Genomic DNA, 24,542 nt, shown 5'->3' with positions numbered 1-24,542 from the left:
GTCCGACTTCTTCGATGGAGACGGCAGCACACGGCAGGCGAAATCGCGCCTGCTGGTGGCCGGGCTCGCCGGGCTGGGCCGGATCGATGCGGGCGATACTGCGGATTACAGCGAGGAGTTTGCGCTGGGTCTGGAACGCGAAACCCGCTGGTCGCAGATGATCTCGCGCGCGGCGCAGGTCGGCAATCCCGGTCTCGTGGCCGTTCTTGCCGGGCTCGGCATGCAGGGTAGCGGGTGGGAACGGATGACGCCGCGTCATCTCTACCATATCGTGCGCGCGCTCGATGCCGTCGGCATGAATGCCGAAGCCCGCATGATCGCTGCCGAAGCGGTCGCGCGGGCCTGACGCGGCCGGGGCGTTGGCGCAGGATTCGGTCGAAGATTTCCTCGCCATGCTGGCCGCAGAGCGCGGCGCGGCGGCGAACACGCTGGCTGCCTATCGCCGCGATCTGGAGCAGGCACGCGCTTCGATCGGCCCGCTGGACGAGGCGGGGAAGGACGATCTCACGAAGCTCGCCTCGGTCTGGTCCGACCTCGCTCCGGCGAGCATTGCGCGCAAGGCATCGGCGCTGCGCCAGTTCTATGGCTTCCTGATCGAGGAAGGCGTGCGGGCCGACGATCCGAGCGCAGCGCTGCCGAAACCTGCGAGCCGCCGCCCTTTGCCGAAAATCCTGTCGCACGCTCAGATCGAAGCGCTGTTCGCACGGGCAGAGCTGGAGGCGGAGGCCAACACGCCCCAAGCTATCCGCCTGCTCCTGCTGCTCGAACTGCTCTACGGTTCGGGCCTGCGCGCGACCGAACTGGTGGCGCTGCCCCTCGCGGCGGTGCCGCGCGATGCTCCGTTCCTGACCGTTACCGGAAAGGGCGGGCAGGCGCGCATGGTCCCCGTCAGCGGCCGGGCGAAGCTGGCAATGGCGCGCTGGCTGGACGTGCGCGCGACAGGGACGCGCCACCTCTTCCCTTCGCGCGGCGGCAAGCATCTGAGCCGGGTGCGGCTGTTCCAGCTTCTCAAGGAGCTTGCCGTGCGCGCCGACATTTCGCCCGATGCAATCAGCCCGCACGTACTCCGCCACGCCTTTGCAACGCATCTGCTGGAGGGAGGGGCGGATCTGCGCGTCTTGCAGACGATGCTGGGCCATGCAGATATCGCGACCACGCAAATCTATACCCATGTCGATGCCGCGCGGCTGGTGAAGCTGGTCAATATGCGCCACCCGCTTGGGCAGGGAAGCGGGCGGGCGCCGCTTGCACGCGCGCGAGGGGGCGAGTAACGCGCCTGCGATGATCTCCTACCTCGAATTCGAAAAGCCCGTCGCGCAACTCGAAACCCGTCTCGCGGACCTTAGGGAAGCCGCGCAGGGCGACGGTGTCGATATCGCCTCTGAACTGAAGAAGCTCGAAGGCAAGAGCGCCGACATGCTGGCGGAAATCTACGGCTCGCTGACGCCGTGGCAGAAGACGCAGGTCGCGCGCCACCCGATGCGTCCGCATTTCCGCGACTATATCGAGCACACCTTCGATGAATTCGTGCCCTTGGGCGGCGATCGTTCCTATGGGGACGATCAGGCCATTCTGGGCGGGTTCGCCATGTTGAACGGACGGCGCATCGTCCTGATCGGGCACGAAAAGGGTCACGACACGACCAGCCGCATCAAGCACAATTTCGGCATGGGCAAGCCCGAAGGTTATCGCAAGGCGATCCGCCTGATGGATCTGGCCGGTCGTTTCGGGCTCCCGGTCGTGACGCTGGTCGACACCTCCGGCGCCTTTCCCGGCGTCGAGGCGGAAGAGCGCGGCCAGGCCGAAGCGATCGCGCGCGCGACCGAAGCATGCCTTGCTCTACCTGTTCCCATGGTGGCGACGATCGTGGGCGAGGGCGGCTCCGGCGGCGCAGTGGCTCTGGCGAGTGCGGAGCGCGTCCTGATGCTGGAGCATGCGGTCTATTCGGTGATCTCCCCGGAAGGCTGCGCCTCCATCCTGTGGCGCACCGCCGAAAAGGCTCCCGATGCCGCCGAAGCGATGCGCGTGACGGCGCAGCAATTGGCGCAGCTCAACGTAATTGATCGGATCGTACCCGAACCTCTGGGCGGCGCGCATCGCGATGTCCGCAAGGCCGCCGAAACGCTTGGCCAGGCGATCGGCGAGGAACTCGACATGCTCGGGGCCAAGTCGCCGGAAGACCTGCGCAAGATGCGTGAGGATCGCTTCCTGACCATGGCAAGCTGACGATAAGCTTACGATTTCGCAACGGGAACAAGCCAGCCCGTTCAGATTTCTCCTTCCATAGATAAGTGCCGCGGCAATGTGCCGTGGACGAATTTTTGCGGGGAGATCCCATGAAGACTATCAAGGCCCTGGCCGTTTCGACCACCGCCACGCTCGCGCTCGCCCTTGGCGGCTGCGCGACGACCGGAAATATTCCGAGCGCATCGGCACCGATCACGCAGAGCGAAGCGCAAATGGGCGCCGAGGCGCACCCGCAGCTGTTGCAGGAATTCGGCGGCGCGATGACGGGGGCGCAGGCGCAATATGTCGAACAAGTGGGCAAGAACATCGCGGTCCAGTCGGGCCTCGGCAATGCGCGCGATTCGTTCACCATTTCGATGCTCAACAGCCCGGTGAACAACGCTTTCGCGATCCCCGGCGGGTACGTCTACACCACGCGCCAGCTCGTCGCGCTAATGGATAACGAAGCGGAACTGGCCGCCGTGCTGGGCCACGAAGTCGGCCACGTCGCCGCCCGCCACTCGCAGCGGCGCCAGGCCAATGCGCAGCGCAACTCCATACTTGGTGTGCTTGGTGCGGTTGTCGGCTCGGTCGTCGGTGGCGGCATCGGCCAGCAGCTCGGCCAGGTTGCTATGCAAGGTTCGCAGCTGCTGACCCTCAAATTCTCGCGCAGCCAGGAAACCGAGGCCGACCGGCTCGGCATCCGGTATCTGCAAGGTGCCGGTTACGATCCCAACGCCATGTCGACAGTTCTTGCCAGCCTCGCGGCGCAAAATTCGCTCGATGCGCAATTGCAGGGCCGCGGCGATGCACGCCTTCCGGAATGGGCATCGACTCACCCCGATCCCGCAAGCCGCGTCCGCGAAGCCGCCAGCCTGACGCAGGGCATGACCGGCGTGACCAATACCGACACGTTCCTGACCCGGATCGACGGCCTGCTATACGGCGACGATCCCGCGCAGGGCGTGATCGAAGGGCGACAGTTCATCCATCCGGAATTGCGCCTGTCCTTCACCGCGCCGCAGGGCTTTTACATGATCAACGGCACATCTGCGGTGAGCATTCAGGGGCAGGGCGGTCAGGCTCAGCTTTCGCTCGCCCAGTATGGCGGCAATCTCGATAGCTATGTCCGCAACGTGTTCGCAAAGCTCGGCGGCAATCAGCAGCGGCTGGCACCGCAGGCGATCCAGCGCACCACGATCAACGGCATTCCGGCCGCTTACGGAACGGCGCGCGTCAATAGCGGCAACGGCCAGGTCGATGTGGCGGTCTTCGCCTATGAATTCGCGCCCGATCGAGCCTATCATTTCCAGGCGATCGCGCCGGCGGGCCGGATGGGCACCTTCACCCCGATGTTCAATTCGATGCGCCGCGTCACGGCGAGCGAAGCCGCCAATGTCGTGCCGCGTCGCCTCGAAGTCGTGACCGTGCGCAGTGGCGATACGGTCCAGTCGCTGTCGCGCCGCATGGCGTACACCAACGGTCAGGAAGCGCGCTTCCGCGTGCTGAACTCGCTCGACAGCAATGCGCAGCTGCGGGCGGGCCAGAAGGTGAAGTTGGTGGTGCGCGGTAGCTGAGGGTTCGACCTAAATCGCACGCACATACGAGAAAGGCGGCGGGATTGCTCCCGCCGCCTTTTTCTAATCTTCGGTTCCGAAGGGCTTACGAGCCGCTCATCGCCGTGGTCACGTCGTTGAACGTGGTCGAAAGCTGGTCGCCCAGGCTCGACATCGCGGTGATCGCCGCAACCGCGATGAGAGCGGCAATCAGGCCGTATTCGATGGCGGTAGCGCCTTCTTCGTCCTTGCGGAACTTCTTGATGAACTTCATTGGTCGTCTCCTGGTTTGGTCTTCGGTAACCCGACCCGTCCCGTCGCAAACCGGGAGCAGGTTTCTTCGTTATCGGCGTCGTAGGTTGATATTTTCCTAAGAAGCCCTTTAATGACCGCTCGCCTCGACAATCGTCGTGGCCATGGTGGTCCACATCTCGACCGCATTGATGCCGAAGGCCTGCACCGCCCCGATCATCGCGAGGAAAATCATCGCCAGGATCATGCCGTATTCGACGGCCGTGGCTCCCGTTTGGTCATTCAGGAAGTTGGGCTTCGCGTTTTGCATCGGCAGGCATCCCATCGCTTGTCGCCACGCGCGGTCGACCCGGCGCACCTAAGAGCGAGAGATTTAAGAAAATGTTGAAAGGGCCCGCTTCGTTGGAAAGAAATCCGACATGGCTCTGCGTGGTCGCTGGCCTTCTCGTCGACAGGGGAGGGCGCTGGCTGATGCATCGCCGTCCAAGCGGAAAAGCCCATGGCGGCCAGTGGGAATTTCCGGGCGGCAAGGTCGAGGAGGGCGAGGTGCCCGAAGCGGCGCTGGCGCGTGAACTGGCCGAAGAACTGGGAGTCGGCATCGAGCCCGATAACCTCGAACCGCTCGTCTTCGCATCCGACGGCCCGATTTCCACCGGGAAGCCCATCACTCTCCTGCTGTATCGCGTGACCCGATGGAGCGGAACGCCACAAGCGCTCGAAGGAGGGGCGATCGACTGGATGCTCCCTGACGAGATCGCTCGCCTCGACAAGCCACCGCTCGATATTGCTCTGTTTGCGAAGGCCAGCGCTCTTCTCGGCGCCGCGCCGGACGGTGCGGAGCTGTGCTAGTTCGGCTTCCTGCAAAAAAGCACCGGTTTACGGTTGCCATGCGCGAAAGCCCTGCTATGTGACGCCGCTCCAGCGCGCCCGTAGCTCAGCTGGATAGAGTACCTGACTACGAATCAGGTGGTCGGAGGTTCGAATCCTTCCGGGCGCGCCAACAGGTTTAAGACAGCGCATCGGTGCCGAAAGGTTCCGGTGCGCTGTTCGTTTGGGCGGTAGCGATGGTGGCGGATGTCGGGCCGAACGGTCTCGGACCGGAACGCTCAAGCCCGTACTTCTAGGCTTCGTCCTCCAGCCTGTGCATGTCGTCGTCGCTGAAGCCGAAATGATGGCCCGCTTCGTGGATCACCACATGGCGGACCAGCTCTTCCAGACCCACGCCGGTCTCTTCCATCTCCGCGATCAATGGCTGACGGAACAGCCAGATGCGGGGCGGCATGCCCCCGCTCTCCCAGATCGATTTGTCGGGCAGTGGCCGCCCTTCGTAGAGGCCGGACAGATGCCATTTCTCGTCCATGTCGACCGAGGCGAGCTGTTCGGGCGTCGCGAAATCGGTGACCCGCATCACCACCCGGCCAAGCTGTTCGCGAAAGGGGGCGGGCAGATTGGCGAGAACGCTCTCGGCGATACGCTGCATCGTCTCTTCGCTGGGGTGTTCGGTGCGGTCCATCAGGCAGATATGTGGCGCGCGTAGTCGCTCCGCAAGCTCGCCTGACGAGGCGAGGTTTTATCCCACCGGAACATCGTGCGGGTTCGCCTGTTTGACTTGCGACACAAGCCATCCCGAAAGAGGAAGCCCGATAATGGCCCAGAACGACGAAATTTTCGCCACGCTCGAACGCGATCACGATCGCCATCGCGAACTGCTCGACAAGCTGCTCGAAACCAGCGGCGACAGCGACACGCGCGAAAGCCTGTTCACCGAACTGACCCGCGAGCTGAAATCGCACGCAGCGGCGGAAGAGCAGGCGCTCTATTCGACCATGCTGCGCAAGCCCCCCACCACCGGCGAAACCCGCCACTCGGTCGCCGAGCATCACGAGATCGAGGAAGCGCTCAACGATCTGGCCGCGACGGATATGAGCAGCAGCGCCTGGTTGCAGAAATTCAAGGATTTCGACCACCAGTATCGCCATCACATCAACGAGGAAGAGGAAGACCACTTCCCCGACTTCGCCAAATATCTTGACGAGGACGATCGCGAACACATGCAGCAGGTCTTCGACCGTCGCAAGGAAGAGGAAAAGGCCGAGGCCGAGGTGACGCCCGAGAAGAAGGAAGACGCCAAGGAATAAATTCGTGGCGGGGGACGACGCGGACAAAGCGACCAAGGCCGAACCCACGATCCCCGGTATCGACGACAGCGTCGAGCCGGGGGTCTGGCGTTTTGTCCGTGCCCGGCGCGCGCGAGTCATCGTCGATGCGGCGGATTATTTCGCCATCATGCAGGCTGCGATGCTTGCCGCGCGGTTCCGCATCTTCCTGATCGGTTGGGATTTCGATACGCGCATCCACCTCGCCGAAGGGCGATTTTGGTGGCAGCGCGCCTGGAAGAAGAAATATCCCGCCAGGCTCGGCAGTTTCATCGCCTGGATGATCCGCCACCGCCCCACTCTCGAAGTGCGCATCCTGAAATGGAGCTTCGGCGTCTTCAAGTTCACCTATCGTGGATCGATGTGGATCGATCTGGTGCGCTGGATCGGGCATCGCCGGATCGATTTCAAGTTCGACAGCGCGCATCCGGTCGGATCAAGCCATCACCAGAAGATCGCCGTACTCGACAGTTCGCTGGCGGTATGCGGTGGTATCGACATGACGGGACAGCGCTGGGACACGCGCGATCACGAGGAAAACGACAAGCGCCGCAAGACGCCGAACGGGCGTCGCTACGATCCCTGGCACGATGCCTCGATGATGATGGAAGGCGAAGTGGCCGAAGCGCTCAGCGATCTGGGCCGCGACCGCTGGATCAAAGCAGGCGGCAAACCTCTGATGCCGATCCGCGCACCCGAAAAAAGCCTCTGGCCAGAAGGCCTCGACGCGACGTTCGAGAATGTCGAAGTGGGGATCGCCCGGACACGATCGAAGCATCGCGACTGGAAGGCGATCCGCGAGATCGAAGCCCTGTTCGTCCAGCATATCGAGCGCGCGCAGCGCTTTATCTATGCCGAAAGCCAGTACTTCGCCTCACGCACCGTCGGGGAAGCGATTCTGAAGCGCATGGAGGAAGACGATCCGCCCGAAATCCTGATCGTCCATCCCGAACATGCCGATGGCTGGCTGGAACAGCAGGCGATGGATCATGCACGCGCCGAATTGGTGCGCTGTATCGAGCAGGTGGACCACAAGGGGCGCTTTTCCATCTGGACTCCGTTCAGCGGCGAAACGCCGATTTACGTCCACGCCAAGATCATGATTGTGGACGATGAAATCTTTCGCATCGGTTCGGCGAACCTCAACAACCGGTCGATGGGCCTCGACAGCGAATGCGACGTCTTCGTCGATTCCAAGCGTCCGGGGAACGAGCATGCGGCCGATGCGATCGCGGCTCTGCGTCATTCGCTGCTTGCCGAACATACCGGGCTGGACGAGGCGGAGATCGGCGAGCTGCACGCGCGTCACGGATCGATGGCGGCATTGATCGATCACGAGCAGGAGCCGGGTGGGCGAACCTTGCAGCGCTATCACCCGCCGGACTTGAACGGCGTGGAAGAAGGGCTTGCCGAAAGCGGCCTGCTCGATCCGGACGATCCCGACGATCTGTTCGAACCCTTTGCAAAGGGCGGTCTGTTCCGCAAAGGAAGCCGACTTGAGCGCATCCGCTCGAAAGTGAAAAGGACCAGGGGAAAATGAGCAGTCTGGTCGGTCCCGACGAAGACGATCCGCGCGGCAAACCGCCCGTGCCCGAGGAGGTCCAGGATGCCATCCGGACGCTGATCGAATGGACGGGCGACGATCCCACGCGTGAGGGGTTGCTGGAAACCCCGGCCCGCGTCGCGCGCGCCTGGAAGGAATATTGCCAGGGGTATGCTGAGGATCCCGCCATCCATCTCGATCGCGTGTTCGAAGAAGTCGGCGGTTATAACGAGATCGTGCTGCTGAAGGACATTCCGTTTCAGTCCCACTGCGAACACCACATGGCACCGATCATCGGCAAGGCGGCGATCGCCTATCTGCCGACCGATCGCGTGGTCGGCATCTCGAAGCTTGCTCGCGTCCTCCACGGGTTCGCGCGTCGGCTACAGGTGCAGGAGCGCCTGACCGCCGAGGTCGCCGACTGCATCTGGGAGAACCTTCAGCCGCAGGGCGTGGCGGTCGTTATCGAGGCGAGCCATGCCTGCATGACCGCGCGCGGCGTGCGCACGCCCGGCGTCGGCATGGTGACCAGCCGGATGATGGGCACTTTCCTCGACGATCATCGCAGCCGCGAAGAAGTCATGAAGCTGATGGGGTACGGCTGAAACAACGAAAAAGGGCGCCGCTACGAACTTGCGGCGCCCCTTTCGTTTCGGTCGACGTTTTGGTCGACGGGTATGCTCAGAGCTGGCCGAGCATGTGCTCCGCGCTCGAAACCGAGAAATCGCCCGGCTGTTCGACGTTGAGTTCCTTCACTACACCGTCCTCGACGATCATCGAATAACGCTGGCCGCGCTGGCCCATGCCGAAGCCGCTGCCGTCCATGGTGAGACCGATCGCCTGCGCGAAATCGGCGTTGCCATCGGCGAGCATGGTGACGCTCGCCGCATCGTTCGCGCCCTGCCACGCGCCCAGCACGAAGGCGTCATTTACGGCGGTGCAGGCGATTTCGTCGACACCCTTGGCCTTCAGATCGTCGGCCTTTTCGACATAGCCGGGGAGATGGCGTGCCGAGCAGGTCGGCGTGAACGCGCCGGGTACGGAAAACAGGGCAACCTTGCGTCCGGCGAAGAATTCGCCCGACTGAATTTTTTCGGGCCCATTCTCGGTCGGCTTGACCAGCGTAACGTCGGGCAGCTTGTCGCCTACGGAAATCGTCATGTTTGGTTTACTCCTGTTTGGTGATCCTTGCCTGCGGCACTTAGGCGCGCGCCCCGGTCTTGCAAGGCTCCAGCCGTTAAAGGCGGTTTACCAATACCTTTATTCACCGAGAAATCGCGGAGCGCGACAAACGGCCGGACAGGGGAGACAATTATGACCGCGTCGAAAGCCATCCGACTCAAAACCGCCGCCATCCGTGCCGGAGCCGCAGCTCTGGCCTGCCTGATCGTGCCGACCGCCGCGCAGGCCGAATATAGCGACACCGATTCCTATGACAGCGTTTCGAACGAGATCGACGAAATCGGAGCGAATGCGGGAAACATTCGTAAACTCGATATCATGCTGATGGTGACTTCGCTGCGTTGCAGAACCGGAGCAAGCGACTTCCAGGCAGATTACGACGCCTTTGCAAACACGCATCTCGCCACGCTCAACCGCGCCAATTCGATCCTGAAAGCCGAACTCGCCTATATGTACGGCGAACTGGGTGCGGTCCGCGAGATGGACCGCAGCGACGTTTCGATGGCCAACGAGTATGGTGAGGGCCATCCCTGGCTGAGCTGTCACGAGCTTGGCAGCATCGCCCGCCAGCTGGCCGACGATGGCGATCCGATCCGCCTGTCCTTTGCGGCTGACGAATTGCTGGCGACAAATCCCGTCTATGCTTCCGTTCAACACCCACGACAGGCCTCGCGCCGCTGATCCGGGAATTCTGATCAGGGCATTCTGGGCGGGGAAGTTGTACTGGCCGATTTAAGCGGTTAGGAGCGGGGCCGTTTCATGGCGCCGCTTCCTCTATCGTATTTCGTTGCGGCGCTTTCTTCCGAACTCCCTATTTCGAGGATGCCCGTGGCCCAATTCAACGATTACGTCATCAAGGACATTTCGCTCGCCGATTACGGCCGTGCCGAGATCAATATCGCCGAGACCGAAATGCCGGGCCTGATGGCCACGCGCGAGGAATACGGCGAAGCGCAGCCGCTGAAGGGCGCGCGCATCGTCGGTTCGCTTCATATGACCATCCAGACCGCAGTGCTGATCGAGACTCTAGTGGCGCTCGGTGCCGAAGTGCGTTGGGCGACATGCAACATTTTCTCGACCCAGGATCACGCCGCCGCCGCCATCGCGGCGCAGGACATTCCCGTTTTCGCGGTAAAGGGCGAAAGCCTGGCCGATTACTGGGATTATGTCGGGCGGATCTTCGACTGGTCGAGCGAGGCGGATCAGGATCTGACCGCCAATCTCATCCTCGACGATGGCGGCGATGCCACGATGTTCGCCCTGTGGGGCGCGCGGATCGAAGCGGGCGAGACCATGCCCGAACCGCAGAACGCCGAAGAGATCGAGATGCAGCGCGCGCTTAAGGAATTTTTGAAGCGCAAGCCCGGCTATCTCACCGCCAGCGTCAAGGCGATCAAGGGCGTTTCGGAAGAGACCACCACCGGCGTCCACCGCCTCTATCACCTCGCCAAGCAGGGCAAGCTTCCCTTCCCGGCGATCAACGTCAACGACAGCGTGACCAAGTCGAAGTTCGACAACCTCTATGGTTGCCGCGAATCGCTGGTCGACGCGATCCGCCGCGCGACCGACGTGATGCTGTCCGGCAAGGTCGCCTGCGTCGCAGGCTATGGCGATGTCGGCAAGGGTTCGGCCCAGTCGCTCCGCAATGGCGGCGCGCGCGTGCTCGTGACCGAAATCGATCCGATCTGCGCGCTTCAGGCGGCGATGGAAGGCTTCGAAGTCGTCACGATGGAAGACGCGGTGACCCGCGCCGATATCTTCGTGACCACGACCGGAAACGAGGACGTCATTACCGCCGAACATATGAAGGCGATGAAGCCGATGAGCATCGTTGCCAATATCGGCCACTTCGACAGCGAGATCCAGATCGGCGCGCTCGACAATTACGAGTGGAACGAGCTGAAGCCGGGTACCGACCTGGTCAAATTTCCCGACGGCAAGGAGATCATCGTTCTCGCCAAGGGCCGTCTCGTCAATCTCGCCTGCGCCACCGGACATCCCAGCTTCGTGATGAGCTGTTCCTTTACCAATCAGGTGCTGGCCCAGATCGAATTGTGGAAGAACGCGGGCAGCTACGAGAACGACGTCTATGTCCTTCCCAAGCATCTCGACGAGAAGGTCGCCGCGCTTCACCTCGACAAGCTGGGCGTGAAACTGACGCAGCTCAGCAAGAAGCAGGCGGACTATATCGGCGTGCCGGTCGAAGGGCCGTTCAAGCCGGAACATTATCGCTATTGATCGGGCGCTTATGGAATGGGGCCGTGTCGTGCGCGGCCCCATTGCATCACCGGAGCTGGCGGCATAGCTGATCGGTGATGACGGAATCGCCCGCTCTTTTGGTCATGATCGGCCTGCTGCTCGCCGCGTGGACGGCGATGGCAGGCTGGTTCATGCTGAAGGCAAGCGCGCGAACCAAGGGAACTGACCTGACACGCCGTTCGCTCCGGCGGCTGTCGCGCATGATCGAGGAATCGCCTGCCGTCCCCTTGCTGGTGCGCGCGGATGGGCGGATCGAAGCGCCGGACCGTCTGGCGGGGTGGCTCGGCCTCGACCGGATGCCCGAATATCTGAGCGAGCTGAGCGGGCAGGCCGATGGCGGGCTGGACGATGCGCAGCTCGAAACGCTGACGGCACATGTCCGCCGCACCCAGAAAAGCGCGGCGCCCTTCGCCATGACCCTTGTCCCGCCCGATTCGCGCAAGGCTCTGACCTTGCGGGGTACGCTCGCGGATCCAAGCGTTTCTCCGGCTGGAGCGGCGTTGATTTGGGTCTTCGACTTCAGCGACAGCGAAGAGGAATTGTCCAGGCTGCGCGAACAGGCCGAGAGCGCGCGCGAGGATTTCGGGGCTCTGGTCGGTCTGATCGAAGCGGCGCCGATGCCGATGTGGTTTCGCGGGGCCGACATGAGGCTGCGCCTCGTCAACCGCGCCTATGTAGCCGCAGTGGGATCCGATAGTCCGGACACGGTCGTCGAAGAACAGATCGAGCTTGTCGAACAGGTCGACGGCGTCAGCGCGGGCCAGATCGCCCAGCAGGCTGGCGAGAGGCGCAAGGCGATCGAACGTGTTGTGACCGCGACCATCAATGGCGAGCGCCGGTCCCTGCGCGTGACCGATCTGCCGCTGATCGGTGACGGGGTCGCCGGATACGCCGTCGATATCGAGGAGATGGAGGAACAGGCGCGCGAATTTCGTGCTTTCCGCGAAGCCCAGCGCTCCATCCTCGACCAGCTGTCCATCGGCGTCGCGCAGTTCGATTCGAACCGGCGGATGACCTTCGCGAATCAGCCATTCCACCGCGTATTCAGCCTGCCGCCTGGTATCGTGAACGACCGGACTGGCTTCGAGCAGGTGCTGATGGTGGCGCGCGAGAACGGACGCATACCCGAGGTCCGCGATTTTCCCGCCTGGCGCAAGGAGCTGGCGGGATGGTTCCTGTCCGACGAAACGCATGAGGAAAACTGGCCGCTTCCTGATTCGACTCATCTGCGCATTCTCGCTCAGCCCATGCCCGATGGCGGCCTCGTCCTGATCGCGGAGGATCGGACCGAACAGCTCGCGCTTTCCGCCACTCGCGACACCTTGCTGCGCACGCGCACTGCCACCTTCGACAATCTGTTCGAAGCGCTCGCCGTGTTCGCGCCCGATGGGCACCTCGAATTGTGGAACCGCAGCTTCGCGGGCGCCTGGGGCCTGGAAGAGGAGGCCCTGGACGGGCATCCGCAGGCCGAGGACCTGCTTGCCGCGATCGCGAAGAAGCTTGCCGATCCCAAGGAAGTCGCGGCGATTAATCACGTCATCCGCGCCGCTACGCTCGACCGGCGCAAGCAGCGCGGTGCAGTGAAGCTCGCCGATGGACGCACGCTCGATTTCGCGAGCGTTCCGCTCCCCGATGGCAATGGCCTTATCACCGTGCTCGATGTCACCGCATCCCGCCAGGCCGAAGAAGCGCTGCGCGAACGTAATCGCGCGCTGGAAGAGGCCGACGCGGTGACCACACGTTTCCTTGCCAATATGAGCTACGAATTCCGCACGCCCCTGACTTCGATCGGAGGTTTCGCCGAACTTCTGACCAGCGGCGTCGCGGACGAACTCGGTCCGCAGGCCCAGGAATATGCCGAAGCGATTGCCCAGTCGGTCGGCAAGCTGACCGAACAGGTCGAAAACGTCCTCGACCTGTCCCAGAGCGAAGCGGGCCTGATGCCGTTGTCCAAACGTCCGATCCCGCTTTTGCCTTTCGTGACCGAAATCGTGCGCAAGCGCGAAAATGCGATCGTGGAGGGCGGGCTCACGCTCGATCTGCGCAGCGATCCGGACAAGTCGGTCACGGCCGATCCGCAGCAATTGCGCCGCGCAATCGCTCACCTGCTCGACAACGCCATTCGGGCGACGCCGCGCGGCGGCCGGATCATGGTGGAAATCCGCCAGAAGAAGGACGGCACGCGGATCGCAATCAGCGATAGCGGACCGGGAATGACGCATCATGAGATAGCGCGCGCTCTCGACGGCATTCGCCCGACATCGGACGGCCGCGGGATCGAGCGCCGCCAGGGGCTTGGAATCCCGCTCGCCAGGCAATTGATCGAATCGCATGGCGGGACGCTCGAATTGCAGAGCCGTCGTGGGGCGGGAACCACCGCTACGATTGTCTTGCCGTGATTTTGACGCTTCCCGATCTCAACGCCGTCGCTGCGCTCGGCCGCCGGATCGCGGCGAAGCTTCAGCCGGGGGACGTGGTCGCGCTGTCGGGCGATCTGGGTGCGGGCAAGACGACCCTGTCGCGCGCCATCCTGGCGGCAGCGGGGCATGCGGGCGAAGTTCCGTCCCCCACCTTCACCATCATCGAGACTTACGCGCGGACCGACCCTCCGATCGTCCACGCGGATTTCTACCGACTCGATGATCCGTCGGAGCTGGAAGAGATCGGTCTGGAGGATTACCGTGAGGGAGCCGCACTGCTCGCCGAATGGCCCGATCGGGCAGGCGGCTTCGCGCACGAGCCCGCCTGCCTCTCGGTCGAACTCGAAAACGGTGGGGAAGGGCGCCGTGCCATTGTCGAAGGCGGTTCGGCTTGGCATGGCCGGATGCCATGAACGCAGCACTACCCGAAGGTCTCGACAGTTTTCTCGGCGATACGCGATGGGACGGGGCGGAGATCGTCCCGCTCGTCGGCGACGCCTCTTTCCGCCGGTATTTCCGGCTTCGCATGGGGGATCGCAGCGCCATGCTGATGCACGCTCCACCGCCCGAGGAAGATACTGGTCCCTTCCTGCATGTGGCGCGCTGGCTGAATGAAAACGGTATGCGCGGACCGGAGATTCTCGGGGCACGGCCCGAAGAAGGCCTGGTCCTGCTCGAAGATTTCGGCGATCAGCGGATGAAGGAGTGGATCGACGATCACCCCCAGGACGAAAGCGCCGTCTATGCGCGGGCGATCGATGCCCTGGTGAAGCTTCAATCGCTCCCCGCCGGGCCCTTCGATCCATACGATATGGCGGTCTATCAGCGCGAAGCGGCCCTGTTCGTCGAGTGGTATTGCCCGGCGGTCGGGCTCGATGTGGACGAAGCGGGCTGGCGAACGGCCTGGGATAAGGCGCTCGCTCCCCTTATCGAGCGGCAACAGCCCGGCGTGACCGTGCTGCGCGATTACCACGCCGAGAATGTCATGCTGCTCGAACCGGGCAAGCCGCACGGGGAACAGGGGCTCATCGACTTTCAGGACGCCCTGGTGGGTCACCCTGCCTACGATCTCGTCAGCCTTTTGCAGGATGCCCGGCGCGACGTGCCGGAAATCCTCGAACAGGAGATGCTGGCTCGATATCGGTCCGCCTGCGATCCTGGCGAACATTTCGAGGCCGATTACGCCCGCCTCGGCGCGCAGCGGAACGCCAAGATCGTCGGCATTTTTACGCGGCTCTACAAGCGCGATGCCAAGCCGCGCTATCTGCGCATGATCCCGCGTGTGTGGAAGGCGATGGAGCGCGATCTGGAGCATGAAGCGCTGGCTCCGGTGGCGGAATGGTTCGCGGCCAATATCCCGCAGGATCTGCGCGATGCGAACGGGGGCGAAATCGCATGAACGAGGCCGCACTCGTGACCGATACCGCGATGTTGATGGCCGCAGGGCTCGGCAAGCGGATGCGTCCGCTGACCGCCAGCCAGCCCAAGCCGATGGTGCGCGTCGCGGGAAAACCCTTGATCGATCACGCGCTGGACCGGCTGGAAGATGCGGGCGTCGCGAAGGCGGTCGTCAACGTGCACTACCTCGCCGATACGCTGGAAGCGCATATTCGCAACCGGACCTGCCCCGCGATAGAATTTTCCGACGAACGCAATCAGCTACTCGAAACGGGTGGCGGGATGGTGAAGGCGCGGGACGAAGGGATGCTGCCCGACCCGTTCTTCGCCTGCAATGCGGACAGTATCTGGCTGGATGGCCCGCTTAACGCCTTTCGCGACCTGTCGCGGCACTGGGATTCCGAACGGATGGACGCCCTTTTGCTGCTGGTGCCGCACTCGCGCGCCACCAATTTCGACGGGACGGGCGATTTCTACATGGATGCGCGCGGACAATTGAAGCGCAAGCTGCCCGGCCGCATTGCGCCCTTCATTTATACCGGAATTCAGCTCGTCTCGCATCGCCTCCTGCGCGAGGCTCCGGAGGGTAAATTCTCGACCAACATTCTCTGGGATCGCGCCATCGCGGAAGGGCGGCTCTACGGTCTCGCCTTCAGCGGCCAGTGGATCGAGGTCGGGCGGCCCGAACATATCGCCGTGTGCGAGGAGGCGCTCGGGCGTGGCTGATCGCCGCGCGCCCGAAATCTACTCCATCGCCGCCCATCGCGGTTTCGCGGATGCGCTGGTTGCGGGACTGGTCCCGCGCTATTCCGAGGAGGGGCTGGGGCTTGCACGGCTGACCCTGCTGCTCCCCAGTTCGCGCGCGGTTCGCACTGTCAGCGAGGCGTTCATCCGCCATGCCGGAGAAGCGGACGGGCCCGTAGGCTTGCTGATGCCACGCATGGTCGTGGTCGGCGATCTCGATCTCGACGAGGCGCTGGGGCCGCTGCTCGATCCCTTGGGGGCGAGCGCAATTCCGTCAGCGATCGACCCGCAGCGGCGCCTGTTCGCTCTGGCGCGATTGATCGCCGATACGATGGGAGACGACGCGCCCGGCGGAGCGACTTTGTTGCGGCTGGCGCGCGAGACCGGAGCGACGATGGACCGGTTGCTGGTCGAGGATGTCGACCCTGCGGATCTGCTCGACGATAGCGTGGTCGACATCGTGCCCGACCTGTCCGCGCATTGGCAGAAGAGCCTGCACCTCTTCGCTACCGTCCAGGTCAAATGGCGGGCGTTTCTTCAGGAAAGCGGCGCGCTCGATGCGGCGGCGCGGCGCAATCGCCTGTTCGACCATGCCGCCGCGCGGTTTGCGAAACATCCGCCGGAAATGCCCATCGTTGCCGCAGGCGTCACGAGCCCGGCACCGGCTCTGGCGCGGCTGCTGAAAACGGTCAGTGAACTGCCGCAGGGCGCCGTGATCCTGCCCGATTTCGACCTGACGCTGGCCGACGAAGTGTGGGACGAGTTAGGCCGCGCCGGAGCCGCGCCCGGTCCGGGGGAGACCCCGTTCGCGCGCGACGATGCGGTGACGCATCCGCAATATCACCTCAAACTGCTGCTCAACCGCATGGGCGTCGCGCGTGAGGAGGTGCGGCCCTGGCATCGCAAGGGACTCGCCGCCGCGCCGCCGGAACGCAGCCACGCGATCGGATCGCTGTTTCTCCCGCCCGAAGCGAGCAAAGCGTGGGTCGATCTGCCGACTGACAAGCGCCGCCTGGCAGGCGTCAGGATCATGCGCAGCGCCAATCCCGAAGAGGAAGCGCAGGCTATCGCCCTGCTGGTGCGCGAGGCTTTGGAGACTCCGCGCAAGCGGATCGCCGTGGTCACGCCCGATCGCGGGCTGGCGCGGCGCGTGGTGCATCATCTGGCCCGATGGGACATCCTTGCTGACGATTCCGCCGGTCGTCCCTTGTCGCAGACGGCTGCCGGGCGGCTCATGCTGCTGCTCGCCGAAGTCATGGCGGAGCGCGCTGCGCCGGTTCCTTTGATGGCGCTGCTCGGCCATCCGCTGGTCGATGGCGGGATGGAGCGCGGCATCTGGCTGTCGCAATTGCGGCGGATCGAGCGGTCCCTGCGCGGACCGCGCAAAGCCGGGGGGCTGGAGCCGGTCGAGCGAATTGTAGCGAAGCATGCCGAGCCGGGATCGCCCATGGCCGAATGGTGGCGAACGGTAAGCGATACGCTGGCACCCCTTCTCGATATGGCCGATCGCGAGGCCGTCCCGCTGGCCGACTGCCTCGATGTGCTGGCCGCAGCGGGCGAAGCCCTGTGCGGCGAGAAATTGTGGGCGCGCGAAGACGGACGGGCGCTGGCGCGTTTCGTCGAGGAATTGCGTCTCAATTCCGGGGAGGCCGCCTTCGCACTCGCCCCGCGCGACGTGGAAGTCGCGCTGCGCGATGCGATGGAACAGATCGCGGTGCGCCCGCCCTATGGCGGCCATGCGCGCGTCCAGGTCCTGGGCCTGCTCGAATCGCGCATGAACCGCGCCGATCTCGTCATCTGTGCCGGGCTGAACGAAGGGGTCTGGCCCGCAAGGGGGACCACGGATGCGCTGCTTGCGCCACCGGTCCTGCGGGCGCTGGGCGTGCCTGGATCGGATTACCGGATCGGCCTCGCCGCGCACGATCTCGCCGGAGCGCTGGGCGCGCCCGAAGTCGTGCTGAGCCGGGCGGAGCGCGACGAGAGCGGCCCGGCCATTCCTTCGCGCTTCCTGCTGCGCGTTCAGGCGCTGCTGGGCGATCTGCTGCCCCGGCACGAGGAAACCCGCGCTGTCGAGCTTGCCCGCGCCATCGCCCGCGCTCCGCGTGCCGCAATCTACCCAAGGCCGCGCCCGAAGCCCGCGGCAGAGCAGCGCAAGGTGGCGATCTCCGCCACGGCTCTCGATCGCCTGTTGGGCGATCCGTACCAATTCTACGCCGCGCAGATCATGGGGCTGAAGGATCTCGACGCGTTGGACGCCGATCCCACGCCCGCCTGGCAGGGCAATGTCGCCCACACCATCCTCCAGCGCTGGCACGAGCAGCGGGCAGGCGGCGCCGATCCCGATATTGCGCCTATCATGGCGGCGGTGCTGGACGAAGAGAACGCCGATCCGCTGACGCGCGGCCTGTGGCAACCGCGCCTGCTCGCCGCGCTCGAATGGATCGCCGGTGAAGTGCGAGCCGCCACCGATCGCGAAGTGCTGCGAGTCGAGGAGAAGGGGGCGATGGAGGTCGAAGGCATCCGCGTCCACGGACGGGCGGACAGGATCGATCGCCTTCCCGACGGCACACTCGCCATCGTCGATTACAAGACCGGCAAGCCGCCGAGCGCCACGATGGTCGCGGATGGTTTCGCGCTTCAGCTCGGCATTTTGGGCCTGATCGCGGAGCGCGACGGTTTCGAGAAAGCGCGCGGAGAGCCGGGCGCGTATGAATACTGGTCGCTGGGCAAATCGAAGAGCGAGGCCAATCCCTATGGCTTCGGCTATGTCGAAACGCCGCTGAAAATCCCGCCCAAGCGGACGGGAATCGAGCCGGAAGACTTGCTGCCGCTCACCTCCGGTTTCCTGCTGAAGGGTATCACCAGATACATTACCGGCGATGCGCCCTTCACCGCGCGCGAAAATCCGGATTATCCCGCCTACGACACGTACGACCAATTGATGCGCCTCGACGAGTGGTTGCCGCGCATGGATGAAGAGGAGGGCCTGGCATGAGCGGCAAGGTCTACCCCCTTCAAGGGGCGCAGCGCGATGCGGTCGATCCGAAGGAAAGTGTCTGGCTGTCCGCCAGCGCAGGCACGGGCAAGACGCAGGTCCTGTCCGCGCGCGTGCTGCGCCTGTTGCTGGAGCCAAAGGGCGATCCTTCGCAGATCCTGTGCCTCACGTTCACGAAGGCGGGCGCGGCGGAGATGGCCGTGCGCGTCAACGAGGTTCTGGCGCGCTGGGTGCGGCTCGATGATGGGAGGCTGGCGCGCGAACTAAGCAATCTCGGCGCGCCCACCGATCCCGAAACACGCTCGCGCGCCCGTTCGCTGTTCGCGCGAGTGCTCGATTGTCCGGGCGGTGGCCTGCGGATCGATACGATCCACGCCTTCGCTCAATATCTGCTTGCCGCCTTTCCGACCGAAGCGGAAATCCTCCCCGGTTCGCGCCCGATGGAAGATCGCGAGCGCGACCTGTTGAGCCGCGAGGTTCTGGCCGCGATGCTGTCGGAAGGCGATCCCGCTATCGATGCGGCGATTGCCGAGATGAGCCGCCGCAAGGGCCCCGATGCGGTGCGCGGCTGGCTGATGCGTTGTGCCGGGCACCAGCATCTTTGGACCGGTCCCGACGGGTGGCAGCCGCCGATGAAACCGCGCGTCCACCGCCTGCTCGGGATCCCGGCGGACGCCGATGAGACCTGGGTGGAACAGGCGTGTTCGGACGCCGATTTCCCGGTTCAGGCGATGCGCGCCTGCGCCGCTGCCACCCGCGAATGGAAAGCAGCGACGGGCCAGAATGCCGCCGATTTCGCCGAGGCATGGCTGCGCAGTGACGAGCAGGCGCGGCTGGAAACGCTGGACGGGTTCTTCGACACGCTTCTGAAAAAGGATGGGACGCCTCGCAAGATGGCGGGCGCGGAAAAGAGCGATCCATCCTTCGTCCAGCATCAGGAAATCGTCGCCGAGGCGGTAGGGCAGGTGAACGAACGGCGCGCGCTGATCGATTTGGCGGAATTTCTCGCCCCGCAACTCGAAGCGGGACGGGCCTTCGCTTTGCGCTGGGAAGAGGCGAAGGCGCGCGAGGGATTGGTTGATTTCGACGATCTCATCGCCCGCGCCGCGCAGCTTTTGTCCAACAGCGCGATGGCGGACTGGATCCGCTACAAGCTCGACCGCAGTTTCGACCACATCCTGGTGGACGAGGCGCAGGACACCAACGAAGCCCAGTGGAGCATCGTGAAGGCTCTGACCGACGATTTCTTCGACGGGCTGGGCGCGCGCGGCGATGCGGTGCGGACCATTTTCACGGTCGGCGATTACAAACAGGCGATCTTCGGCTTCCAGGGGACCAGCCCGCGCAATTTCCGGCAGGCCCGCGATTTCTTCGCGCGGAAGATGGACGCTTCGGCCGATGCGGCCCGCGAAATGCGCGGCGCGCCGGAGATGCGGCGGCTCAAGGGCTACGATCTCGAACGCTCCTATCGGACCAGCGCGCCGGTGCTGTCCTTCGTGGACGATGCGCTCGAAGCGATCGGCCATTCCGGACTGGGGCTCGACCGGGCCGACGGCCAGCATGTCGGCAACGAAGGCCCGGGTCTGGTGACTTTGTGGAACACCGTCACCGCCGGGACCGATGGCGAGGAGGGAGAGGAAGCCGAAGGCTGGCTTGCGCGCCACGACCGCCTGATGGCGGACAATATCGCGCGACAGGTGCGCCGCTGGATGGACCAAGGCTTCCCGCTCGCCAAGGGCGAGGCGCGCAATGCGAGCCCGGGCGACGTCATGGTGCTGGTAAGGAAGCGGCGCGAGCTTGCCTCGCTGATCGTCGCGAGGCTTTATCGTCATGGTGTGCCGGTGGCGGGTGTGGACCGGCTGCGGCTCGGCAATCCGCTGGCGGTGAAGGATCTGATGGCGACACTGCGCTTTGCTGCCCAGCCGCTGGACGATCTGACGCTGGCGAGCCTGTTGGTGTCGCCGTTGATCGGCTGGAGCCAGGAGGATCTGCTCGAGCACGGTTATCGGGCGAAGGACCGGCGTTTGTGGGAGCATTTGCGCAAGAGCGAGCATGGCTTCGTTGCTGGTACCGTGGACGCCTTGCGCGAAATTCTCCGGCGCGCGGATTACGACAGCCCGCAGCAATTGCTGCACTGGATGCTGGTCGGCCCGATGGACGGGCGGCGCAAGCTGGTCGCGCGTCTGGGGCGCGAGGCGAACGATCCGATCGACGAATTGCTCAACGCCGCCAATGCCTATGCTTCCGCGCACACCGCCAGCCTGCAAGGCTTCATCCGCTGGTTCGACGCGGCCGAGGGAGAGCTGAAGCGCGAGGCGGGCGAGGGTGGCGATCAGGTGCGGGTGATGACGGTGCACGGCTCGAAAGGGCTTCAGGCGCCCATCGTGATTCTGGCCGATGCGGCCATAGGCCCCGATGCGCCGGGCGATCTGGAACTTGTCGAGCAACCGATCGGGGGCGGGGCGGGAAGGGCCGTGCCGCTGCCGGGATTGAGCAAGGATCAGCGGGTCGGCCCGGTCGCTCTGGCCGAAGCCGAAGCGGCGCGCGCCGATGGAGAGGAACACTGGCGGCTGCTCTACGTCGCGATGACGCGGGCGGAAGAAGCGCTGTTCATCGGCGGATCGCTTGGGCCCCGCCATGCGAAGAACGGCCCGCACGAGGATAGCTGGTATGCGCGGCTGAAGCCGGTCTTTCCCGACGAGGCGCTGGAGGACGATATCTGGGGCGCGCGATGGGAACGGAGCGAGCCTGCGCCGCCCGTGCCCCTGACCGACACCGGCAAAGCGGGCGAGAGCCAACCGGACCTGCCCGATTGGGCGAAGCGTCCCGCACCCGAAGAGCCGCGGCCGCCACGGCCGCTCGCGCCTTCGGGCTTGGGTGAGCAGGAGGGGAGCGATCCGCCTCTGCCGCCCGATCATGCGGCTGGCGCGGCACGGCGCGGCGTCCTGATCCACGCACTGCTCGAACGCCTGCCCGCCGTCGCGCCCGAAGAACGCCGTGAAAGAGCGACGGATTGGCTGGCCAAGCAGGCGCCCGATCTCGCCGAAGCGGATCGTTCGGAGATGCTCGACAATGCGCTCGCGGTTATCGAAAGGCCCGACTTCGCCGCCGTTTTCGGCCCCGATGCGCTGGCCGAAGTGCCGCTGGCCGCTCTCGTCGAAGGACGGGTCGTCACGGGGATCGCCGACAGATTGCTCGTCACCGAAGACGCGGTGACGGTCATCGATTTCAAGACCGCGCGGCGTCCGCCGACCGCGCTGGAGGATGTGCCGGATCACACTTTACGGCAGATGGCAGCCTATGTCGCCGCGCTCGAGGCGATCTATCCGGGACAGGCAGTGCGTGCCGCATTGCTCTATACGCAGACCCCGCAGCTGATCGAATTGCCGCCCGCCACGTTGGCCGCGTACAAAACCCGATTTGCCGATCCGCAGGAAAGCTTTGCCCTGCCACCCGTTGAGTAGGTGCAGAAGCGCCCCAGATAGGGCGCGACAGATACAGGAGAATAGTCATGGCCACCGTCGCCGTAACCGATAGCAGTTTCCAGTCCGACGTTCTGGAATCCGACAAGCCCGTCCTTGTCGATTTCTGGGCCGATTGGTGTGGGCCGTGCAAGATGATTGCACCGGCACTGGAAGAGCTCAGCGACGAGATGAAAGAGCAGGTAACGATCGCCAAGATGGACATCATGGAAAACCCGGACGTGCCGGGTAAGATGGGTGTCCAGTCGATCCCTTACCTCGTCCTGTTCAAGAACGGGGAAGCGGCCGCCAATATGCGCGGTGCCGCGCCCAAGGGCCAGCTCAAGCAATGGCTCGAAAGCGAGCTTTAAGCTTCGAATACTGCGTAGCGCGCGGCCAGATCGTCCCATAGGGCGGGACTGGCCGCGCCGATCAGCCCGGTGCGATCGGGTTCGTCCACGCGATAGGGCGATCCGTCGGGCCGGGCGACCCTTCCGCCCGCTTCGTTGAGCCACAGGGCGCCTGCGGCATGATCCCAGGCGAGGGTGCGTTCGAATATCGACACGTCGTTTTCGCCCAGAGCCAGCCGCGGATATTGTTCTGCGGCGCAGCGCGGGATGTCGACCAGGCGGTAATGCGGCGCGATATGCTTCATCGCGGCGGCGCGGCGCTCCTGATCCATGAAGACTGTCGAGATGGCGGCCACGGGAGGCGTTTCGCCCGAAGTCTGCGCCGTGATCCGCTCGCCATCGACATAGGCGCCGTCGCCGCGATGCGCGGCGCAGAAACGACCCGACTGGCAATCGTAGATCCAACCGCTCTGAGCGAGGCCACCATCGGCCAGCGCGATCAGGATCCCAAAGGGTCCGGTACCGCCTGCGTAGTTATTGGTGCCGTCGATCGGATCGATGATCCAGGATGGGCCGGACAGCAGATCGAGGACGGCGGGATTCGCATGCGCGTTCTCTTCGCCGACGATGCCGATCCCCGGATTGAGCTTGCTCAGCCCGGCAGCGAGCAGTTCTTCCGCCTCGCGATCGGCCACGGTGACGACATCGTCCGCCGCCTTGTTCTCGATCTGCGAGGCGGAGAGCGAACGGAAATGCGGCAGGATCGCCGTTTCGGTGACGTCGCGCATCAGCGCGAGGATCTCACGGTCCAGCATGCTCATGATCTGTAGTCCGCGTTGATGGCGATGTAGCCATGCGTCAGGTCGCAGGTCCAGACGGTGGCGCGTCCGTCTCCGATGCCGAGATCGACATCCATGCGAATGTCCTGCCCTTTGAGATGTTCTGCAACCGGTGCCTCGTCGTAATCCGCCACGGGTTGCCCGTCGCGCGCCGTCCAGATGCCGCCGAACCCGATCGAAAGCCGGTCGCGATCTGCCGGTTCGCCTGCCTTGCCGACTGCCATGACGACGCGGCCCCAATTGGCATCCTCGCCCGCAATGGCAGTCTTCACCAGCGGCGAATTCGCGATCGACAGGCCGACGCGCCGGGCGCTGTCGTCGCTCTTGGCGCCGGTTACCGCGATCTCGATGAATTTCTGCGCCCCTTCGCCGTCGCGTACCACCAGATGGGCGAGGCGTTGGCAGACATCGGCGATGGCGGCATAAAGCGCGTCGGCGCCGGGATCGTCCCACGATGCGATGAGCGGGTTATCCGCCAGCCCCGTCGCAGCGAGCAGGACCGTATCGCTGGTCGAGGTATCACCATCGACCGTGATGCAGGAAAAGCTCGCCGCATTGGCGCGGTCGAGCATTTGCTGGAGGAAGTCCGGCGTCACCTTCGCGTCGGTGAAGATGTATCCGAGCATCGTCGCCATGTCCGGCGCGATCATGCCGCTGCCCTTGATGATCCCGCAGACCTCCACCCGCGTCCCGCCCAGCATGGCGGAGGCGTGCGCGCCCTTCGTGAAAGTGTCGGTGGTGCCGATCGTTTCCGCCGCCTCGCGCCAGCTGCAGGGGCTTGCCGTCAGCGCCTGTTCGACACCCGCCTTCGCGCGATCTTTCGGCAGGGGCACGCCGATCACTCCGGTCGAGGAGACGAGCACTTCGCTGGCCGGGCATCCCAGATGCGCCGCGATCTGGTGAGACACCTGCTCCACCGCCTCGCGCCCGCGATAGCCGGTGAAGGCGTTCGAATTGCCCGCATTCACCACGATGGCCCGCCCGCGCCCGTGCTTCACGCTCTCGCGGCCCAGCTCGACCTCGGTCGAGCAGCAGACATTGCGCGTGAAGACGCCCGCGATCGCGGTTCCCTCAGCCAGCTCGACATACGTGAGATCGGCCCGATCCCAGTCCTTGTAGCGCGCCCGCGCCACGCGCTGGGTTACGCCGGAGATCGCAGGC

Annotated in this window: 22 protein-coding genes, 1 tRNA gene and 1 pseudogene; 18 read left to right on the top strand and 6 right to left on the bottom strand. The window is 64.4% G+C overall.

Going from position 1 to position 24,542, the window contains the following annotated elements:
* From A3736_RS17345 to A3736_RS03905, 4 genes and pseudogenes are all read left to right on the top strand, one after another.
* Positions 1 to 346 (top strand): annotated as a pseudogene (locus A3736_RS17345) (hypothetical protein); the annotation flags it as partial.
* Positions 347 to 392: 46 nt separating this feature from the next.
* Positions 393 to 1,271 carry a tyrosine recombinase gene (locus tag A3736_RS03915; RefSeq protein WP_067679470.1) on the top strand — a complete coding sequence of 293 codons (879 nt, stop codon included), beginning with the start codon at positions 393 to 395 and terminating at the stop codon, positions 1,269 to 1,271.
* Between the two features lie 10 nt (positions 1,272 to 1,281).
* Positions 1,282 to 2,226, top strand: a complete 945-nt coding sequence (locus A3736_RS03910; RefSeq protein ID WP_067679461.1) for an acetyl-CoA carboxylase carboxyltransferase subunit alpha — start codon at positions 1,282 to 1,284, stop codon at positions 2,224 to 2,226.
* A 110-nt stretch (positions 2,227 to 2,336) separates the two neighbouring features.
* Positions 2,337 to 3,803, top strand: a complete 1,467-nt coding sequence (locus A3736_RS03905) for a M48 family metalloprotease (RefSeq protein WP_067679458.1) — start codon at positions 2,337 to 2,339, stop codon at positions 3,801 to 3,803.
* A gap of 85 nt (positions 3,804 to 3,888) precedes the next feature.
* Here the strand turns inward: A3736_RS03905 and A3736_RS16585 are convergent, their stop codons facing one another.
* Positions 3,889 to 4,056, bottom strand: a complete 168-nt coding sequence (locus A3736_RS16585) for a Flp family type IVb pilin (RefSeq protein WP_082851290.1) — start codon at positions 4,054 to 4,056, stop codon at positions 3,889 to 3,891.
* 108 nt (positions 4,057 to 4,164) lie between these two features.
* Positions 4,165 to 4,344: a Flp family type IVb pilin gene (locus A3736_RS03900; protein ID WP_067679467.1), complete on the bottom strand. Its 180-nt coding sequence runs from the start codon at positions 4,342 to 4,344 to the stop codon at positions 4,165 to 4,167.
* Positions 4,345 to 4,505: 161 nt separating this feature from the next.
* Between A3736_RS03900 and A3736_RS03895 the strand changes: the two genes are divergently transcribed.
* Together A3736_RS03895 and A3736_RS03890 are read left to right on the top strand one after the other, a co-directional pair.
* Positions 4,506 to 4,883 carry a (deoxy)nucleoside triphosphate pyrophosphohydrolase gene (locus A3736_RS03895; protein WP_233999215.1) on the top strand — a complete coding sequence of 126 codons (378 nt, stop codon included), beginning with the start codon at positions 4,506 to 4,508 and terminating at the stop codon, positions 4,881 to 4,883.
* Positions 4,884 to 4,957: 74 nt separating this feature from the next.
* Positions 4,958 to 5,034 (top strand) — tRNA-Arg (locus A3736_RS03890).
* Positions 5,035 to 5,154: 120 nt separating this feature from the next.
* On the opposite strand, the gene A3736_RS03885 is transcribed toward A3736_RS03890, so the two are convergent.
* Entirely contained in the window at positions 5,155 to 5,547 is a 393-nt protein-coding gene (locus tag A3736_RS03885; protein ID WP_067679452.1) for a metallopeptidase family protein, read from the bottom strand.
* Between the two features lie 133 nt (positions 5,548 to 5,680).
* Between A3736_RS03885 and A3736_RS03880 the strand changes: the two genes are divergently transcribed.
* From A3736_RS03880 to folE, 3 genes are read left to right on the top strand one after another with little or no spacing between them, the layout of a single operon-like run.
* Positions 5,681 to 6,172 (top strand): hemerythrin domain-containing protein, encoded by a 492-nt coding sequence (locus A3736_RS03880; RefSeq protein ID WP_067679449.1) that lies wholly within the window; start codon positions 5,681 to 5,683, stop codon positions 6,170 to 6,172.
* Positions 6,173 to 6,176: 4 nt separating this feature from the next.
* The gene (locus tag A3736_RS03875; RefSeq protein ID WP_233999213.1) at positions 6,177 to 7,730 is read left to right on the top strand and encodes a phospholipase D-like domain-containing protein; all 1,554 of its coding nucleotides are present in this window, start codon (positions 6,177 to 6,179) and stop codon (positions 7,728 to 7,730) included.
* Positions 7,727 to 8,338, top strand: a complete 612-nt coding sequence (gene folE / locus A3736_RS03870) for a GTP cyclohydrolase I FolE (protein WP_067679446.1) — start codon at positions 7,727 to 7,729, stop codon at positions 8,336 to 8,338. Before A3736_RS03875 ends, folE begins: the two co-directional genes overlap by 4 nt.
* Before the next feature lie 76 nt (positions 8,339 to 8,414).
* Here the strand turns inward: folE and A3736_RS03865 are convergent, their stop codons facing one another.
* Positions 8,415 to 8,894, bottom strand: a complete 480-nt coding sequence (locus tag A3736_RS03865) for a peroxiredoxin (protein WP_067679443.1) — start codon at positions 8,892 to 8,894, stop codon at positions 8,415 to 8,417.
* Between the two features lie 153 nt (positions 8,895 to 9,047).
* Here A3736_RS03865 and A3736_RS03860 point away from each other — a divergent pair, with 153 nt between their 5' ends.
* The 9 genes from A3736_RS03860 to trxA all read left to right on the top strand — a co-directional run bounded on the left by A3736_RS03860 (position 9,048) and on the right by trxA (position 22,563).
* Positions 9,048 to 9,596: a hypothetical protein gene (locus tag A3736_RS03860; protein WP_067679440.1), complete on the top strand. Its 549-nt coding sequence runs from the start codon at positions 9,048 to 9,050 to the stop codon at positions 9,594 to 9,596.
* Positions 9,597 to 9,737: 141 nt separating this feature from the next.
* A complete protein-coding gene (ahcY, locus tag A3736_RS03855) occupies positions 9,738 to 11,153 on the top strand; it encodes an adenosylhomocysteinase (protein ID WP_067679437.1) in 1,416 nt (471 codons plus the stop codon).
* 77 nt (positions 11,154 to 11,230) lie between these two features.
* Positions 11,231 to 13,573: a PAS-domain containing protein gene (locus A3736_RS03850; protein ID WP_067679434.1), complete on the top strand. Its 2,343-nt coding sequence runs from the start codon at positions 11,231 to 11,233 to the stop codon at positions 13,571 to 13,573.
* Positions 13,570 to 14,007 carry a tRNA (adenosine(37)-N6)-threonylcarbamoyltransferase complex ATPase subunit type 1 TsaE gene (gene tsaE / locus A3736_RS03845; protein WP_067679431.1) on the top strand — a complete coding sequence of 146 codons (438 nt, stop codon included), beginning with the start codon at positions 13,570 to 13,572 and terminating at the stop codon, positions 14,005 to 14,007. Before A3736_RS03850 ends, tsaE begins: the two co-directional genes overlap by 4 nt.
* Positions 14,004 to 14,993, top strand: coding sequence for an aminoglycoside phosphotransferase family protein (locus A3736_RS03840; protein WP_067679428.1), 990 nt, complete (start codon positions 14,004 to 14,006; stop codon positions 14,991 to 14,993). Before tsaE ends, A3736_RS03840 begins: the two co-directional genes overlap by 4 nt.
* Positions 14,990 to 15,718 carry a nucleotidyltransferase family protein gene (locus A3736_RS03835; protein WP_067679425.1) on the top strand — a complete coding sequence of 243 codons (729 nt, stop codon included), beginning with the start codon at positions 14,990 to 14,992 and terminating at the stop codon, positions 15,716 to 15,718. The genes A3736_RS03840 and A3736_RS03835 overlap by 4 nt, the downstream gene beginning before the upstream one ends.
* On the top strand, positions 15,711 to 18,731 hold the full coding sequence (addB, locus tag A3736_RS03830; RefSeq protein WP_067679421.1) for a double-strand break repair protein AddB: 3,021 nt from the start codon (positions 15,711 to 15,713) through the stop codon (positions 18,729 to 18,731). Before A3736_RS03835 ends, addB begins: the two co-directional genes overlap by 8 nt.
* Positions 18,728 to 22,195, top strand: coding sequence for a double-strand break repair helicase AddA (addA, locus tag A3736_RS03825; RefSeq protein ID WP_067679418.1), 3,468 nt, complete (start codon positions 18,728 to 18,730; stop codon positions 22,193 to 22,195). The genes addB and addA overlap by 4 nt, the downstream gene beginning before the upstream one ends.
* A gap of 47 nt (positions 22,196 to 22,242) precedes the next feature.
* The gene (gene trxA / locus A3736_RS03820) at positions 22,243 to 22,563 is read left to right on the top strand and encodes a thioredoxin (RefSeq protein WP_067679415.1); all 321 of its coding nucleotides are present in this window, start codon (positions 22,243 to 22,245) and stop codon (positions 22,561 to 22,563) included.
* Here the strand turns inward: trxA and A3736_RS03815 are convergent.
* Positions 22,560 to 23,363: an inositol monophosphatase family protein gene (locus A3736_RS03815; protein WP_067679411.1), complete on the bottom strand. Its 804-nt coding sequence runs from the start codon at positions 23,361 to 23,363 to the stop codon at positions 22,560 to 22,562. The two genes, trxA and A3736_RS03815, sit on opposite strands and share 4 nt — an antisense overlap.
* Positions 23,360 to 24,542 (bottom strand): bifunctional glutamate N-acetyltransferase/amino-acid acetyltransferase ArgJ (gene argJ / locus A3736_RS03810; RefSeq protein WP_067679408.1); only part of this gene is annotated, 1,183 nt, incomplete at its 5' end. The genes A3736_RS03815 and argJ, both read right to left, overlap by 4 nt.

This window comes from Erythrobacter sp. HI0063, assembly GCF_001635685.1.
Classification (GTDB): Bacteria; Pseudomonadota; Alphaproteobacteria; order Sphingomonadales; family Sphingomonadaceae; genus Qipengyuania.
The sequence above is the reverse complement of the archived record's forward strand: the minus strand, read 5'-3'. Positions and strand labels throughout refer to the sequence as shown.